General features: G+C 72.5%; 14 protein-coding genes. 3 read left to right on the top strand and 11 right to left on the bottom strand.

The window, feature by feature from the left end; genetic code table 11:
* Window positions 1-59: 59 nt before the first annotated feature.
* A complete protein-coding gene (locus AB0J67_RS06045) occupies window positions 60-569 on the bottom strand; it encodes a GNAT family protein (RefSeq protein WP_363476760.1) in 510 nt (169 codons plus the stop codon).
* 85 nt (window positions 570-654) lie between these two features.
* Window positions 655-1,845 (bottom strand): polysaccharide lyase family 7 protein, encoded by a 1,191-nt coding sequence (locus AB0J67_RS06050; protein WP_363476762.1) that lies wholly within the window; start codon window positions 1,843-1,845, stop codon window positions 655-657.
* 503 nt (window positions 1,846-2,348) lie between these two features.
* Here AB0J67_RS06050 and AB0J67_RS06055 point away from each other — a divergent pair.
* The gene (locus AB0J67_RS06055; protein ID WP_363476764.1) at window positions 2,349-3,440 is read left to right on the top strand and encodes a right-handed parallel beta-helix repeat-containing protein; all 1,092 of its coding nucleotides are present in this window, start codon (window positions 2,349-2,351) and stop codon (window positions 3,438-3,440) included.
* A 154-nt stretch (window positions 3,441-3,594) separates the two neighbouring features.
* Window positions 3,595-3,783, top strand: coding sequence for a tautomerase family protein (locus tag AB0J67_RS06060; RefSeq protein ID WP_363476766.1), 189 nt, complete (start codon window positions 3,595-3,597; stop codon window positions 3,781-3,783).
* A gap of 152 nt (window positions 3,784-3,935) precedes the next feature.
* Here the strand turns inward: AB0J67_RS06060 and AB0J67_RS06065 are convergent, their stop codons facing one another.
* The 7 genes from AB0J67_RS06065 to AB0J67_RS06095 all read right to left on the bottom strand — a co-directional run bounded on the left by AB0J67_RS06065 (window position 3,936) and on the right by AB0J67_RS06095 (window position 12,103).
* Window positions 3,936-4,586, bottom strand: coding sequence for a hypothetical protein (locus tag AB0J67_RS06065; protein WP_363476768.1), 651 nt, complete (start codon window positions 4,584-4,586; stop codon window positions 3,936-3,938).
* A 5-nt stretch (window positions 4,587-4,591) separates the two neighbouring features.
* Window positions 4,592-6,595, bottom strand: a complete 2,004-nt coding sequence (locus AB0J67_RS06070) for a heparinase II/III family protein (RefSeq protein ID WP_363476770.1) — start codon at window positions 6,593-6,595, stop codon at window positions 4,592-4,594.
* A 2-nt stretch (window positions 6,596-6,597) separates the two neighbouring features.
* On the bottom strand, window positions 6,598-8,157 hold the full coding sequence (locus tag AB0J67_RS06075; RefSeq protein ID WP_363476772.1) for a heparinase II/III family protein: 1,560 nt from the start codon (window positions 8,155-8,157) through the stop codon (window positions 6,598-6,600).
* Window positions 8,154-8,918 carry an SDR family oxidoreductase gene (locus tag AB0J67_RS06080; RefSeq protein WP_363476774.1) on the bottom strand — a complete coding sequence of 255 codons (765 nt, stop codon included), beginning with the start codon at window positions 8,916-8,918 and terminating at the stop codon, window positions 8,154-8,156. Before AB0J67_RS06080 ends, AB0J67_RS06075 begins: the two co-directional genes overlap by 4 nt.
* A gap of 14 nt (window positions 8,919-8,932) precedes the next feature.
* Window positions 8,933-9,793 carry a carbohydrate ABC transporter permease gene (locus AB0J67_RS06085; RefSeq protein WP_363476776.1) on the bottom strand — a complete coding sequence of 287 codons (861 nt, stop codon included), beginning with the start codon at window positions 9,791-9,793 and terminating at the stop codon, window positions 8,933-8,935.
* Window positions 9,783-10,736 (bottom strand): sugar ABC transporter permease, encoded by a 954-nt coding sequence (locus tag AB0J67_RS06090; RefSeq protein ID WP_363476778.1) that lies wholly within the window; start codon window positions 10,734-10,736, stop codon window positions 9,783-9,785. The genes AB0J67_RS06085 and AB0J67_RS06090 overlap by 11 nt, the downstream gene beginning before the upstream one ends.
* 89 nt (window positions 10,737-10,825) lie before the next feature.
* Window positions 10,826-12,103 carry an ABC transporter substrate-binding protein gene (locus AB0J67_RS06095; RefSeq protein WP_363476780.1) on the bottom strand — a complete coding sequence of 426 codons (1,278 nt, stop codon included), beginning with the start codon at window positions 12,101-12,103 and terminating at the stop codon, window positions 10,826-10,828.
* 345 nt (window positions 12,104-12,448) lie between these two features.
* On the opposite strand from AB0J67_RS06095, the gene AB0J67_RS06100 reads away from it, so the two are divergent.
* Window positions 12,449-13,492 carry a LacI family DNA-binding transcriptional regulator gene (locus tag AB0J67_RS06100; RefSeq protein ID WP_363476782.1) on the top strand — a complete coding sequence of 348 codons (1,044 nt, stop codon included), beginning with the start codon at window positions 12,449-12,451 and terminating at the stop codon, window positions 13,490-13,492.
* A 9-nt stretch (window positions 13,493-13,501) separates the two neighbouring features.
* On the opposite strand, the gene AB0J67_RS06105 is transcribed toward AB0J67_RS06100, so the two are convergent.
* Window positions 13,502-14,938, bottom strand: a complete 1,437-nt coding sequence (locus AB0J67_RS06105; RefSeq protein WP_363476784.1) for a lipase maturation factor family protein — start codon at window positions 14,936-14,938, stop codon at window positions 13,502-13,504.
* Between the two features lie 2 nt (window positions 14,939-14,940).
* A complete protein-coding gene (locus tag AB0J67_RS06110; RefSeq protein ID WP_363476786.1) occupies window positions 14,941-16,407 on the bottom strand; it encodes an NAD(P)/FAD-dependent oxidoreductase in 1,467 nt (488 codons plus the stop codon).
* Window positions 16,408-16,444 lie beyond the last annotated feature (37 nt).

Here is a 16,444-nt window from a genome sequence, read left to right on the forward strand (position 1 = left end):
GGTGTGCCACCGGCGATGCAGGCGCCATACCCCCGAACAAAGTCACTCAACCCAGTGTTTCAGCTCATGCCACCGGGCGTGGCCGCGAGCCGGCGCTCGTAGCCGATCAGCACCGGGTGCGGTGGGAAGGACGTCCTGGTGCGTGCCTCCGTCCGCTGCCAGCCGAGCTTCTCGTAGAAGCGGATCGCCCGGTGGTTCTCCTCGAAGACGCGCAGGTGGGCGCGGGTGACGCCGGTGGCGGCCAGCCGCGCCAGGATCTCGTCGTGCGCGGCGGCGGCCAGCCCGGTCCCCCAGGTCGGCACGGCCGTGCCGAAGTGCAGCAGCTCGTCGCCGCGCGTGGCCGCGAAGCCGCTGATCCGGCCCGCGTGCTCGATGACGTACACCTCGACGCCCGGATCGGCGATCTCCGCGACCCACCGGGCGAGGATGGTGTCCCGTGGAAACGGATGGGTGTCCTGCGGGAAGATGTGCCCCAGTCCCCGCTGCGCGCCCGCTCGCTGCACGTCGAGGAGGGCGTCCAGGTCCGGTAATTCAGCGTGGCGCAGCAGCATCATGGCAGCGTCATCCATCCCCTCAAGCTTGCGCAACCGAGATCCAGTGGGAGTGTGGTGGCGAGGACCGGCGTCCCCGCCACCGCGAACGTGCCCGCTCCGGTCAGGAGTGGCTGACCGTGACGCTGTAGATGATGACCTGGCCGTAGTTGGTGCTGCTGCACGGCGAGGAGTTGGTGCAGTTGGCCTGGGTGTAGGCGCCGGCCTTGAAGTACGCACCCGAGAAGCTCTTGCTCAGCGTCGCCTGCAGGGTGCCGTTGTAGTAGGCCTTGACCTGCCCGCCGCTGACGACGAACTTGGCCTCGAAGCGCGTGCCCAGCTGGTAGCTGCTGGTGATGAGCTTGTAGTGGGTGTCGTCGCCGTTGGTCAGGTAGAGGCTGCTGCCTTCCAGCCGGAACACGGTCACGTCGTCCTCGGAGTCGTGGATCTGCCCGGCGACCACGTGGGGCTTGGTCTGCGGCAGGTTGGTGATGGCCTGGCTGATGACCATCGTGTGGGTCCCGGAGGTGGACGACCAGCTCGCGTTCGCGGTGCCGTTGCTGGTCATCTCCCGCAGCTCGGAGCGGGGGTAGCCGGAACCGCTGGTGGTGACGCCGTTGACGGCCGCGCGGAACTGCACCCCGTCGCAGGTGGAGTTCACCTTGAACCACGGGTCGACGGCGAACGTGTTCAGCGCCGGCTGCTTGATCTCGGTCGGGCTCTCCGAGGCCCCGGTGGGCAGCGTCTCCTTCCAGTTGGTCAGGTTGAGGATCTGCGCCGGGTAGGTGCAGGCGCCTCCCCCACCGCCACCCGGCGAGCCGGCGCCGTAGATGTCGGTCTCGGTGATGCTCGTCCACTCGTTGAGGGTGTTGCCGTGCCCGACGACGCGCACGTAGCGGGCGGTGCGGTCGGTGAAGTCGTACTCCTCCTGAGCGGTGGTGCTGCCGGAGGAGGTGCGGTTGCCGATGGCCGTGCTCCACGACGAGCCGTCGGTCGAGGTCTGCACGTCGAAGGTGAAGGGACGCTCGTCGCCGCGGTGCCAGCCCAGCGCGATCCAGCCGACGGTCTGGCTCGACCCGAGGTCGTAGCGGATCCAGACGCCGTCGCCCTCGTCGGACCAGCGGGTGGACAGGTTGTTGTCCAAGGTGTTGCCGGGAACGTTGCCGTCGTCGCCGCTGGCGGTGACCGCGGAGACCGTCAGCGGGGTGGCGGCGTGCGCGGCGGGTGCGGCCAGCACGGTGGCGAGCATCGCCGCGGCCGCGGTGGCGGCGAGCGCGGCGACCTGCCGGGTGCGGCGTCGGGTTGTTCGGTTCACGTGCGCCTCTTTCGTCGGAGGAGGTATGAACGCGGTTCCTGGTGGTGGGTGCTGCTCGGGAGCTGCCGGGGTCGGGGGCGCGCGGCGTTCTCCGGCTGAGTAGCGGGTACCAGGCGGCGCGCCGGCTCGGGATCGGCGAGCCGCCTGGTGTATCGATGCAGTGGTGAATCGATGCCCCAGAAGCTAGACGCGCGCCGGATGACTGTCAATACCTCGCCACACCACAGAAACAGGCCCGACACAGTGGTGGTGTAGCGCACGCTCTACATCGCACCTGGCCAGTAGGCCTGTCCACATTGCCGGCGCGGAGTCGAACCGTGGGGACCGAAGATGCGGCATAGCCAGTGCGACGATCTACCGGACCGCGTGCAGGACGCTGCCCTCCCGTTGACAGCGACGGTGAGGGCGCTTTAACGTCACACCTCACGTACGGCGCCGGTCCTCGGTGCCATGCGCCCAAGAACAGCTCGGGTGAGGGCGCCTTTCCTCGAAAGGTGCTAGCCATGTCCCTGTCGATCCTCTCCCGAGCCGCGGTGGCGGCCCTGGCGATACCGCTGCTGCTCCTGCCCGCCCCCGCCGCCGCGTACACCGCTCCGGGCGTGCTGCATGTCGACCCGGTGCACGGCGCCGACGACGCCGGGTCCGGCAGCCCCGCCCGTCCGTACCGGACGCTGCGCGCGGCGCTCGGCGCGGCGGAGTCGGGTGCCACGATCGTGCTGCGGCCCGGCGTGTACGCCGAGGACGTCGCGACCGTGCGGCCGGGCGTCACCGTCACCGGCCCGGCCACCGCCGTCCTGCAGGGCGCCGGCACGTCGTCGCGGGTGTTCCAGATCCACCACGACGACACCACGCTCAGCGGCTTCACCATCGACGGCAAGGTGTGCGAGGAGCTGGTCGAGGCCTGCTACCGGGACAAGGCCGTCTACGTGGTGAGCCTGGTCGCGGGCGACGGCGTGTCCGGCACCCGCATCCTGGGCATGCGGCTGACCAACCTGGGCGGCGAGTGCGTACGCATGAAGTACTTCGCCACCGGCGCGCTCATCGCGGGCAACCGGATCGGCCCGTGCGGGATCCACGACTTCCAGGTCCCGAACACCACCACCGGGCAGAACGGCGAAGGCGTCTACATCGGCACGGCGCCCGAGCAGACCTACCTCAACCCCTCCCCCGAGCCCGACGCCAGCAACGGCAACCGCGTCTACGGCAACGTCTTCGACACCCGCGGCGCCGAGTGCGTCGACATCAAGGAGGGTGCCAGCCACAACGACGTCGCGTTCAACACCTGCACCGGGCAGGCGCCGCGCAATGGCAACTCCGGCGCGATCGAGTCGCGCGGGTCGTACAACACCATCCGCGGCAACTGGATCCACCACAACGCCGCGGCGGGCGTACGCATCGGCGGCGACCTGCCCGGCGACGCCGTCGGCAACGACATCTACGCCAACACCATCACCGACAACGCCCGCGGCGGCATCAAGGTGCAGGACGCCGGCCCGCACGGACGCGTCTGCGGCAACGTCATGCGCGACAACGTCGGCGGCGATCTGGTCGGGACCTATGCCGGCCAGCTGGCCGACCCCACCGCCGCCTGCTGAACAACGCCTGCCGGGACCGGCGGCGCGGCAGCTCGTGACTTGCCGCGCCGCCGGTCTGGTGCAACGATGCAACGAGATCGTCAGCCGGTGCCGCGCCGATGTCTGCGCCGTGCCCCGTGGCCCGCAGCCGGGCCTTCCCTTCCTGGAGTCACGCATGCCCAACATCACCGTCGAACTGCTCCGCGGACGCACCCTCGACCAGCGGCGGGAGTTCGCCGAGGCGGTCACCGCGCAGGCCGTGGCCCTGCTCGGCGCGAACCGGCAGGACGTGCGGATCCTCTTCGTCGAGATCGGCGACGACCTCGTCGCCAAGGGCGGAGTGCTGGCGGTCGACGCCCGCTAGCCGGACGGCACGGGCGAGCGGCGCGGACGCGAGTGACTCGCGTCCGCGCCGCTCGTGCATGCCTGTTCCACGGCCTCGCCAGCCGGAGCGGCGAGACCCGTCCGGGCCGGACGATCAGCCGTCCTGGCGCGGCAGGGCCGGCGCAGAGACGGTCAGCGGTCCTGCGGCGGGGCCGCCAGGTGCAGGGCGAGCAGCAGTGGCAGGGTCGGGCCGAACAGCAGCGGCCCGACGGCCAGCGGCAGCGCGACCAGCGGCGCCGCCACCGCCGCGGCGAGCAGCAGCAGGCCGCGCCGCGGCGAACCGAACGCCAGCACCAGCGCGCGGCGGCGCAGCCCGGCCCGGTCGGTGCGCGGGTCGGGGCCGTCCACGGCCGCGACCGCGGCCAGCGCCAGGTGGTAGGGCACGAGCGCGGCCAGCACGCCGACCTGCGCCGCCAGCAGCGCGAACGCCGCGGGCGACGGCTGCCCGGCGAGGAAGACGACGTTCGTGACGAGCACCGCGCAGGCCAGAGTCGAGGCGAGCGAGTGCCGCCACAGCGCCCGCCAGTAGCCGCCGAACGCGCGGATGGTGCCGGTGAAGCAGCGCTCGTCCTCGCCCGTGCGCCACCGGTGCAGCGCGTGCCCGGCCGCGGCGTACGCCGGCAACCAGGTGACCACGGCCAGGCTGAGCAGCAGGAACGCGAGCCCGGCCAGGGCGGGGTAGGCGATCCAGGCCATCGCGCGCAGGGCCAGGGCATACCAGTCCGGCCGGTGCGGGCGCCGCCGGGACGGGCCGGCGGCGGGCAGGGCGGGTGACGACGGCATGGCGGTCATTGCAGCACACCGGTCCAGGGCTGCTCCGACCTGTGCAGGAGCCGCCCGTCGCGGATCACCTTCGTGGCCGCGACGACCGCGACCCGGTCACCGGAGATGATCACCGCGGCGGCGTCGGCGCGTACCCCCGCGTCGTCGATCTCCCGCGACAGCGGTGCGACCAGCACGGTCTCATCACCGAAGGTCACGCCCTGGTGCAGCGCGGTGGCGCGAGCCGGTGCGGGCCGCAGCGCGCCGGTCGGCTCCAGCGCGGTGAGGAACGCCGTGCGCGGCACCCGAGGGCTGGTGGCCCGGATCGTGTGCAGGTTCTTGGTGATGCGCAGGCTCGGCGTCGACGACGTCGGGTTGGCGTCGATCATCGTGACGCCGGTGCTGAGCGTCGCCCCGGCGGGGGCGAACCGGGTCACCCACGCCTGGCCCGGCCCGGACCGCAGCACCAGGCGCTGCTCGTCGAGCTGCTCGGCGGGCCAGTCGCTGTGCAGCAGCATGGTCCACTCGCGGGGTGCGGTGGCGGCGAGCTCGTCGAGGATCACCACGCGCCCGCGCGGTGTCGTGACGAGGGTGCGGTCGCAGCGGACCACGCCGAGGGCGCGGTCGAACATGGCGCCGACCTCGGCGGTGGCGTGCGCGAACCCGGCCTCGGCGAGCACGTCGCGCACCCGGGCCTGGTGCTCGAAGGCAAGGTCCTGGTAGACGTGGTAGCGGTCCTCGTTGGCCCAGCCGTGGCCGTCCACCAGCACGGTGTTGTGGTGCTCGGCCTTCTTGCGGTTGCAGTAGCCGTCGTCGACGGCCAGGAACGCCCCGTGCGAGGCGAGCACGAAGGCGCCCGCGTCGGGGTGGTGGTGGCCGGCGTTGAGGGTGGTCCAGCCCCGCTCGCGGCGCAGCCGGTCGGCGGTCTCCCAGGCGTGGTGCCCGCCGCCAGGGCTGGCCTTGAAGCTGACGAAGGTGGCGTCGCCGTCCCAGCCGGTGCGGGCCACGACCTGCCCGAGGTCGGGGAAGTACGCCGTGGTCGGGGTGGTGGTGGCCGGGTCGGCGGCGGCCACGGTGGGGTCGTACCACAGCAGTTCCAGGAAGGCCTCGGCCATCACGCCGGGCTTGACGCCGGAGGCGTACGCCTCCCGCCAGAAGAACTCGCGGGCGACCTTGTCGGCGAGCCACTGCGCCTCACCGATGCGGTACACGGCGGCGAGCTTGTAGTACAGCGCGACGCTGTGGCCGCTGCGCCGGTCGTGGCAGTCGCCGTGGTCGACGTTCTCCTCGAAGCCGGGCGCGCACTGGTGCAGCCGCCAGCCGAACGTGTTGCGCAGGAAGGTGCCGTGCCGCCACAGGTCGTCGCCCTCGGCGTGCTGGACGAGGTCGGCGTAGACGGCGAGCCACGGCACGCCGTAGCGCCAGTACACGACGCCTTCGGAGTCGGAGCCGTCGGCGGGCATCAGCTCCAGCACGGTCTCCATGCCGGTGCGGGCGCGCTTGGTCCAGTCCGGACGGTCGAGCACGTAACCCGCGGTGGCCAGGCCGGTGTGGCAGATCCAGTGGTGGTTCTGCCAGTAGCTCGACGACCACCAGCCGCCCTCGGTGGCCACCGCGTAGTCGTAGAGCCGCTGCCCCTGCAGCTCCAGCTTGGCGCGCAGCAGCTCGGCCCGTTCCGGCCCGAGGTCGTCGCGCAGCCAGCTGTACGCCAGGGACAGCCCGTGCAGCAGCCAGCCCGCGTCGAGGTCGTGGTCGGGCAGGTTGGCCTTGCCCCAGTGCGGGTACGCCACGCAGGTGGAGATCCAGCGCCAGGCCTCCTCCAGGTAGCCGCGCTGGCCGGTGAGCCGGTAGGCCAGGGCCAGGTTCGCCGCGGCGGGGCCGAAGTAGGTGATGCTGGCCGTGGGGTGCTCGGCGGGCGGGTGCTGCAGCCGGTACCACTCGCACTGCTCGTACAGCCGCCGCCACTGCGCGCGGTGGGTGGTGTGCAGGGCCTCGCGCAGGTGGTCGAGGCGGTCGGCGATGAGCAGCATGGTCAGCTCCTGTCCTGTCCGGGGTGGCTGCGGTAGACCGTGCGGAAGGTGACCTCGGTGGTGTCGTGGGCGGTCCAGTCCACGTGGGTGCGGGTGCGCTGCGGGTCGTCCGCCGGGCCGGGGCCGGGCCGGGCGGTGAAGAACGCCGTGGTGCCGGCGGTGTGGGTGCTCTCCAGCCGCTGCCCGCCCGCCGACCAGACGGTGGCGACCGCGCCATCGGCGCCCGCCAGGACCTGGATGTCGGTGTCCGGGCGCAGGTGCAGGCTGATCCGGCTGGGCTGCGCGGCGCGCACGGTCAGCTCGTCGACCAGGTCGCCGCCGCGCAGGGTGAGCCGGCGCACCGCGCTCACCCCGGGGTACGCGCTGTCGCAGGCGACCTCGACGCCGTGCTCGTCGGCGCAGACCAGCCGGCCGGTGCACTCCGCCTGCTCGCGCCCGTCGACGGAGAACGCCGGATGCGCGGCGGTGCTCGCGTAGTGCTCTCGCCAGCCGGGGTGCCCGTACGGCACCTGGCCCGGGTCGGGCTGCCACGCGACGTGGTCGCCGTAGAGGTAGAGCGCGAGCTTGTCGCGGTGGCCGTGCGAGCCGCCGTGCGGTCCGAAGTCGACGATCGCGGTCAGCGCCGGGCCGCGCAGCACCGCGTAGCCCGCGTCCGCGAACACGGTGACCGGCTTGCCGGCGGGCGGCTGCGGGAGCAGCGCGGCGGTCAGCTCGGCCAGCTCGGCCAGCTCGTCGTCGTAGCCGGGCCGCCGGTACGGCCCGTCGTGCAGCGCGGGCAGCTGCCCCGGCCGGGCGATCACGGTCAGTGCCGCCGCCATCGCGGCCAGCCGCTCCCGCACCTCCGCCGGCACGGCTACCTGCGGGCAGGCACGCAGCGCCAGCAGGTACGCCCGGAGCACGAAGGCGTGGTAGTAGGTGCTCGCCTCCCACTCCCAGCCGTCCGGCCCGGTGGCGGCGAGCACGTGGGCGAACACGCCGTTCGGTCCGGTGAGCCAGGCGGGGTCGCCCGTGCAGGTCGCGCCCGCGGCCAGGTGCCAGGCGGTGTAGTTGGACCGGAACCGGTCCTGCACGACGAGGGTGTCGCGGGCCAGCGCGGCGCGGTCGGCCAGCAGGCGGCGCAGCGGCTCGGCCGCGCCGGTGCGTTTGCAGGCCTCGCCGATGGTCACCGCCCAGATGGACTCCGTCAGCGCCTGCTGGAACAGGTGGCCGCGGTGCATCCAGGCGTCGGCCTCGTCGTGTTCGGCCGCGCCGAGCTGCTCGTACCGGGCGGCGTACTGCTCCAGCAGGTCGGCGGCGGCCGCGGTGTCCACCGGGTGGCCGGTGCGGGCCAGGCGCCGGATCTCGCGGGCGCAGGCCTGGTGCGCCAGCACCGTCCAGGCGCCGCGCACCTCGGGGGTGTCGATGGCGCAGCCGTACCGGCAGAGCGGGTCGCCGGCGGGGAAGACGCCGCCGAGCAGGCCCGCGTGGATCAGCTCGACGCCGTGGACCGGGCAGACGTAGCGGTGCCACCAGCCGCCGCGCTGCCGGGGCAGCACGACGGCCGGTGGCGTGGCCACGGTCACCGGAACCACGCCCCGCCGTCGATGTCGACGGTGGAGCCGGTGATGTATCCCGCGGCGTCGGAGGCCAGCCAGACCACCGCCCCGGCGACCTCGCCGACCGAGCCGGCCCGCTTGAGCGGCACCCCGGCGACGATGTTCTGCTGCGCGGCGGGGGGCGTGAACGTGTTGTGGAACGCGGTGTCGCCGATGAACCCGGGCGCCAGCGCGTTGACCGTGATGCCGTCGGCGGCCAGCTCCTTGGCCAGGCCCTTGGTCAGGCCGCGGACGCCCGCCTTGGCCGCCGCGTAGACGGCGGAGCCGGGGCCGCCGCCGTTGTGCGCGGCCAGCGAGGACATGGTGATGACGCGGCCGCTGGTGCCCGCCTTGCGCAGGTGCGGCAGCGCCGCGCGCACGGTGCGGAACGTCGCGCCGAGGTTGACGTCGACGACGCGGGCGAAGTGCTCGTCGCTCATCTCGGCGACCGGGACCCGGCCGACGAGGTGCCCGGCGTTGCAGACCAGGATGTCCAGGCCGCCGAGGAAGGCGGCGGCGTCGTCGACCAGCCGGTCCACCGCGGCGCTGTCGGTGACGTCGGCCTGCAGCGCGATCGCGCGCCGGCCGATCGCGGTGACGTCGGCGACGACGCCCGCGGCACCGTCGGCGGACTGCCCGTAGTGGACGGCGACGTCGGCTCCGGCCTGGGCCAGGGACAGGGCGATGGCGGCGCCGATGCCGTGGCCGGCACCGGTGACCAGGGCGCGGCGGCCGGTCAGGTCGAACATGGGGTGGTGACTCCTCACTTGATGCCGGCAGTGGCGAAGCCCTGCACGAAGTAGCGCTGGGTGAACAGGAACAGGACGATCATCGGCACGGTGGCCAGCGTGGACCCGGCCATCAGGTAGGCCCACTCGGTCTTCTCGACCTGCTGGAACGCGGCCAGCCCGACCTGGATGACCCGCAGGTCGTCGCGGGTCGTGACGATCAGGGGCCAGAGGAAGTTGTTCCAGCTGTTCTCGAAGGTGATCAGGGCGACGGTGGCGATGGCCGGTTTGACCAGGGGGGTCATCACCTTGCCGAAGATGGCGAACTCGCCCATGCCGTCGATGCGGGCCGCCTCCTCCAGCTCGGTGGGCAGCGACAGGTAGAACTGCCGGAACATGAAGATCGCGAACGGGGTCAGCGCGCCGGGGATGATCAGCACCCACCACGAGTCGAGCCAGCCGTAGCCGCCGCGCCCGAGGTAGTCGTTGCCGCCGAAGAACGGCATGCCCTTGGCGATCAGGTACTGCGGCACGATCTTGGTGTAGGTCGGGATCATCATGGTGGCCAGGATGGCCATGAAGATGACCGTCCGGCCGCGGAACGGCACCCGGGCCAGCGCGTACCCGGCCATGGTGGCCAGCGCGAGGTTGATGACGGTGTGCCCGACGGCGATCAGCAGGCTGTTGCGGAAGTACGTGCCGAACGGCGCGAACGACATGGCGTTGGGGTAGTTGGACCACACCCACTCGGTCGGCCAGAGCACCGGCGGGTAGGCCGAGATCTCCGCGTGGCTCTTCAGCGACGAGATGATCATCCAGACGAACGGCACGATCATGATCACCGCACCGGCGCCGAGCACCAGGTGCAGCAGCGTCTTCGAGGCCTTACCGCGCATCGTCGTCCTTCCCCGTCATCCGCCTGCTGATCACCGTCAGGACCAGCAGGAACGCGAACAGCACCAGGCTCTGCGCGCACGCGGTCGAGATGCGGAACTCGCTGAACGCCGTCTTGTAGATCTCGAACGTCATGACCGTGGTCGCGTTGGCCGGCCCGCCGTCGGGGGTGAGCACGTACACCTGGTCGAAGACCTGGAACGCGTCGATCATCGACACGACGAACACGAAGAAGGTGGCCGGCTTGAGCAGCGGCAGGGTGATCGACCAGAACCGCCGCGGGGCGGAGGCCCCGTCGAGGTCGGCCGCCTCGTAGGTCTCCGGCGGGATGCTCTGCAGCGCGGCCAGGTAGATGAGCATCTTCAGGCCGATGCCCTTCCACACGCTCACCACGATCACCGCGGCCATCGCGTAGTCGGGGTCGGACAGCCACGCCGGCCCGTTCAGCCCGGCCATGCTCAGCACCGCGTTGAACAGGCCCACGTTCGGCTCGAACATCCACATCCACACCAGCGCGATCGCCACCGTGGCGGTGATGTGCGGCAGGAAGAACGCCGCGCGATACCAGGCCCGCGCGCGCAGCTTCGTGTTGAGCAGCACCGCGATGACCACGGCGATCGCCATCGCCACCGGCACGGTGAAGAAGGTGTACACCACCGTGTGCAGGATGGAGAGGTTCCACGTCTCGTCGGCGAAGATCTCCGTGAAGTTGTCCAGGCCGACCCAGCTGATCGTCCCGGCGAGCACGTCGTAGTGCGTGAAGGCCAGCACGAAGGTCGCCAGCACGGGCACGCCGATCCACCAGGTCAGGTGGATCAGGGCGGGGGTGAGCATGAGCCAGGCCGCGCGCCGGCGTTCGTAGCCGAGCCGACGGCGGCGGGGCGGCGGGGCGGCCGTGCCGGGCGGGGCGTGCAGCGCCGCGGCCGGCGGCGAGGTCACCGTCACCGGTTCTCCTTCCAAGGCGGACGCGGGCGCGGCGGCGGGTTCGCCACCGCGCCCGCGAAGGTCAGCAGGATCAGGCGGTACGGCGGCCGTCAGCCGCGGGCCATCGCCTCGGTCGCCTTCGCGGCCAGCTCGTCGAGGGCCTGCTGCGGCGTCTTCTTGCCCAGCAGCGCCGACTCGATCGCGGCCTTGAAGTCGCCCCGGATCTCCAGCCAGGCGGGCACGCCGCCCTCGGAGTAGGCGGCGTCGAGGTTGCCCATGGCGAACTGCACGGCCGGGTTGGCCTTGACGTACTCGCTGGACTCCAGTGCCTTGAGGGCCGGCACGTTGCCGCGCTGCTTGCAGGCCGCCAGCGCCGCGTCGCTGTCGGCGAGGTAGCGCACCAGGGCCTTGGCCGCGGCGGGCGACTGCGACTTCGCCGACACCGTGCCCAGCGTGCCGCCCTGGAACATGGCCGGGCGGGTGTTGGCGATCGGGAAGAAGCCGATCTTGCCGTCCTTGATCAGGTCCGGCGCGTTCTTCTCGATCTCCAGCCACACGTTGTTGTGGCCCACCATCATCGCCGCGCGGCCCTGCACCAGCGGGACGCCGGTGGCCGCGCCCGGCGCGGTGAAGCCGAAGTCCTCGGTCTTGTCGGTCAGGATCACGTCGGTCATGAACTGCAGCGCGCCCACCCCGGCCGGGGAGTTGAAGGCGACCTTGCCGTCGGGGGTGAACAGCTCGCCGCCGTTGGCCCACAGCAGCGGCAGGAACGTCTGGCGCAGGTCGTTGGCGAGGATGTCCAGCCCGGCGCGGACGAGCTTGCCGCCCTCGCGCTTGGTGAGCTTGCGGCCCATGTCGCGCAGCTCGTCGAAGTTCTTCGGCGCGGCGGACAGGCCCGCCTCGGCGAAGATGTCCTTGCGGTAGTAGCCGAACCGGGTGTCCAGCATGATCGGCAGGGCGTAGACCTTGCCCTGGTAGACGCCGGGATCGACGACGCGCTTGTTGAAGCGGGAGGTCAGCTCCTGCTGGTCCTCGCCGAGGTCGGCCAGGACGCCCTTGGCGGCGAACGGCGGGATCCAGCCCACGCCCATGAGCATCACGTCGTAGGGCCGGCCGCTGGCGATGGACGTGGTCAGCTTCTCGCTGAGCTTGCCGTACGTGGTGTAGTCGACCTCGACGCTGACCTTCGGGTGCTGCTGCTTGAAGGTGGCGAGCAGGCCCTCCAGCGTCTTCTGCCCCTCGGTGCCCTCGAAGATGGGCGTCAGCAGCCGGATCGTGCCCGACGCCTCGCCGTTGTCGCCCGGACCGGCCGGGGCCGGTCCGCCGCAGCCGGACGCGGCCGCCACGCCCAGGCCGAAGGCCGCACCCAGGACGGTGCGACGGGTCACCGCTGATGTCTGCGAAGCCATGATGCAAACTCGCCTTCCGCGGCATCGATGCCGCCGTGCAGGTGGGTTCAGGGGGTGGTGCCCGTAGTCGGCCCCGGTGGGCGGGCCGACAAGCAGCCGCGGTCGACCTATGACGACTGGTGACCTGCGGCGGTTGTACATCGATTTACTGGTGCAACGGTGCACTCAACCTAGGACCACGCCTCCGGGTTGTCAACGGCGGCGTGACATCACGTTCATGAACTGGAAACTGTCGCGTACGGCATCTGGTGTTGCCGCAGTGCGCCGGTACACTACGTTCACTCCGGGCCCGCGGCCCGAGGACAAGCAATGTGGAGGAAGCGCGTGTCCGGTGTGACGATCTACCAGGTGGCCCAGGCCGCTGGCGTATCCCCCAGCACTGTCTCGAACCTGCTCAACGGCCGTCCCGGGCGCATGCTGCCGCAGACCCGCAAGCGCGTCGAAGAGGCGATCACCCAGCTCGGCTACCGCCCCAACCGCGCGGCCCGCCAGCTGCGCACCGGCCGCATCCAGGTCATCGGCCTGGTGGTGCCGTCGGTCGCCAACCCGTTCTGGGGCACCTTCGCCCGGCACCTGGAGGGCGCCGCCCTGGCCGAGGGATACCACGTGCTGCTGTGCAACAGCGAGCGCGACCCCGCCCGCGAGCGCCAGTACGTCGAGGAGCTGTGGTCCGACGGCATCCGCGGCATCGTGCTCTGCTCCTCGCTGCCCTCGCTGGAACACATCATGCCGCTGGTGCACCAGGGTCTCAGCCTGGTCGCGTTCGACCGCACCGCGCAGGCCGGCGACCCGCCGTCGCTGGTCAACATCAGTGTCGACAACGTCATCGGCTCCCAGCTGGCGACCCGGCACCTGCTCGAGCTCGGGCACGAGCGCATCGCGTTCGTCTCCGGCTCGGTGCGCAGCGTCAACCGCCGCGAGCGCTACCGGGGTTTCACCGACGCGCTCAGCGACGCCGGACTCGACCCGCAGCAGGCCATCGTGTGGTCGGGCGCCTCCGAGGAGCCCTACGGCGACCTCGACGTCGCCGGGCTCGGCCGCACCGCCGTGCGCGACCTGCTCGCGGGCGACCGGCGGCCCACCGCGATCGTGGCCATCAACGACATGTGCGCCCTGGGCATCAGCGCCGGCATCCGCGACGCCGGGCTGGAGGTCGGGCGCGACATCTCCGTGGTCGGCTTCGACGACATCGTGCTGGCCGACCTCGCGTCCCCGGCCCTCACCACGGTGCGCCAGCCGCTGGCCGACATGGCCGCCGAAGCCTTCGCCCAGCTGCGTGAACGCCTCACCGGCGACGCCCCGGTGGGGCACTCCATGCTGGTGCGACCCGAGCTGGTCGTGCGCGCCTCCACCGGCCCGGCCCGCTGACCATGCCGCCTAGGCGTCACGGGGCGGTCGCCCGACCGCGTGCTCCAGGGCGACCGGCGGCAGGTACTCGTCGATCAGCGTGCGCCGCCAGCGCTCGCCGGTCGCGCGCCGCTGCGCCCGGTCGGTGAACCGGTAGCGGTACCGCAGCGCGCGCACGTACACCGGCGGGGCGTCGGGGAACGGGTTGTGGCGCAGCAGCCGCAGCACCGCCCGGTCGCCGGCCAGCAGCCGGCCGAGCAGGGTGAGCAGCCACGGGTGGGCGTACGGCGCGGACATCGCGGCGAACCACATCAGCCAGTCCAGGCGCAGGTGGTAGGGCGCGACCTGGGGCGGCAGCCGGCGCGGGTCGCCGGGCTTGCCCCGGAAGCCGTACTCGTGCCAGACCGTGTCCGGGCCGAGGACGCGCTCACGGGTGCCCTCGATGACGATCTCGTGGCGCACCTTGGTGACGCTGCCGAAGGCGCCGTACGTGTTGACCAGGCGCAGCGAGTTGAAGCTGTAGTTCATCAGCTGGTCGCGGGAGAGCAGGTTGCGGGCAGGGCGGTAGCTGAGCACCAGCACCAGCGCCACCGCGGCGACCACGAGCGCCCGGTGCCAGAGCGGCCCCGGCCCGGCGTCGGGTCCGGCGCCCAGCAGCGGCGAATAGTCGATCACCGAGGCGGCCAGGATGATCGCCATCCAGTTGAGCCAGGAGAAGTTGCCCGAGGCCACCAGCCACAGCTGCGTGACCAGGATGGTCCCGGCGGCGACGCTCGCGACCGGCTGCGGCAGGAACAGCCCGAACGGCACCACGAGCTGGGTGACGTGGTTGGCCAGCACCTCGGCGCGGTGCAGCGGGCGGGGCAGCAGGTGGAACAGGCGGCTGAGCGGGCCGGGCATCGGCTGGGTCTCGTGGTGGTAGTACAGGCAGGTCAGGTCGCGCCGGCACCGGTCGCCCCGCATCTTGATCAGCCCCGCGCCGAACTCCAGCCGGAACAGCAGCCAGCGCAGCAGCCACATGACCGCGACCGGCGGCCCGACCGCGGCGTTGCCGAGGAAGACCGCCAGGAAACCGGCCTCCACCAGCAGGCTCTCCCAGCCGAAGGCGTACCAGATCTGGCCCACGTTGACGATCGACAGGTAGAGCGCCCACAGCAGCAGCCACAGCGCCGTCGCCGTCCACAGCGGAACCCGGTCGCCCGCGCCGGCCAGCAGCGCCGCCGACACGCCCACCCCGGTCCAGGCCACGACCGCCAGGAACCGGTCGGAGTAGTGCAGGTGGAAGATGCTGGGCGCCCGGCGGAACGGCGTGCGGGCCAGCAGCGGCGGCACCGGGGTCAGCCCGTGCTCGCCGAGCAGCGCCCGGAACTGGTTCGCCGCACACAGGAACGCCACCAGGTAGAGTCCGGCGAGGCCGCGCTGGAACACCGCCCGGCCCCACCACAGGTCCTGCGCGAACCAGTCCACGCTCAGCCGTCCCAGGGCGCGGGCTGCCGGATGCCGAACACGCGCCGCAGCGCGACCCGCGCGGCGTGGTAGCCGCACATGCCGTGCACACCCGGACCGGGCGGCGTCGAGGACGAGCACAGGAACACCGCCGGGTGCGGGGTGGCGTACGGCACCGGCGCGAACGTGGGCCGGAACAGCAGGTGCAGCCCGTCGCAGCGGCCGCCCGCGATGTCGCCGCCGACGTAGTTCGGGCTGCGGCGCTGCACCTCGGCGGGCCCGGCGACCGACCGGGCGAGCACCAGGTCGCCGAAGCCGGGCGCGAACCGCTCCACCTGGGCCTCGATCACCGGCGTGTAGTCGCCCTCCCAGCCGTTGGGCACGTGCGCGTACGCCCAGAACACGTGCCCGCCCGCCGGGGCGCGGCCGGGGTCGACCACGCCCGGCTGCGCGGTGATCAAAAACGGCGCCCCGGCGGCCGCGCCGCGCCCCACGGCCCGCAACGACGCGTCGATGTCGGCCATGGCCGGTCCGACGTGCACGGTGCCCGCCTGCCGGCACGCGGGCGCCGTCCACGGCACCGGCCCGGACAGCGCATAGTCGACCTTGAACACGGCCGGGCCCGGGCGCAGCCCGCGCAGGCGGCGGCGGTAGGTGTCCGGCAGCCGCCCGCCGGCGAGCGCGGCCAGGTGCCTGGGCACCACGTCCAGCAGGTAGGCGCGGGCCCGGGGCAGCTCGTCCAGGCTGCCCACGGGATGCCCGGTCACCACCTTCCCGCCGAGCTCGCACAGGTACGCCGCGAGCGCGTCGGAGATCTGCTGCGACCCGCCGCGCGGCACGGGCCAGCCGACGGCGTGCGCGGCCAGCGCGAACATCAGCGCGACGCCGCCGGTGCCCAGCGTGCTCAGCGGGGCGCTGACGTGCCCGGCGAGCCCGGCCAGCAGCCCCCGCGCGTGCCGGCCGGCGAACCGGCGGGCCATCAGCGCCGCCGGGGCCGCCGAGGGCAGGCCGAAGCGGGCCAGCAGCAGCGGGTGGCGGGGCGGCACGCCCAGCGGCGGGCGCAGCACGTCGACCGCCAGCTCGTCCCAGCGGCCCAGAAACGGCCCGACCAGGCGGCGGTACGCGGCAGCGTCCACACCCAGCGAGGCCGCCGTCTGCGCGACCGAGCGGGTCAGCGTGGCGGCGGTGCCGTCGGGGAACGGGTGCGCCAGCGCCACCTCCGGGTGCAGCCAGTGCAGGCCGTGCCGGGCCAGGGGCCACGCCCGGAACACCGGCGAGCCGGCGCCGAGCGGGTGCACCGCCGAGCAGGGGTCGTGCCAGAAGCCCGGCAGGGTGAGCTGCTCGGTGCGGGCGCCGCCGCCGACGGTGTCGCCCGCCTCGTACGCGACGACGCTCAGCCCGGCCTCGGCCAGCGTCACCGCGGCGGCGAGGCCGTTGGGTCCGGTGCCCACCACGACCGCGTCGACGTCGAACCTTCCGGCAGCACCCACCCCTGTCCGTCCCGATACGAGAGGCGCTCAGGCCCCG

Source organism: Catellatospora sp. NPDC049609 (assembly GCF_040675365.1).
Taxonomy (GTDB): domain Bacteria; phylum Actinomycetota; class Actinomycetes; order Mycobacteriales; family Micromonosporaceae; genus Catellatospora.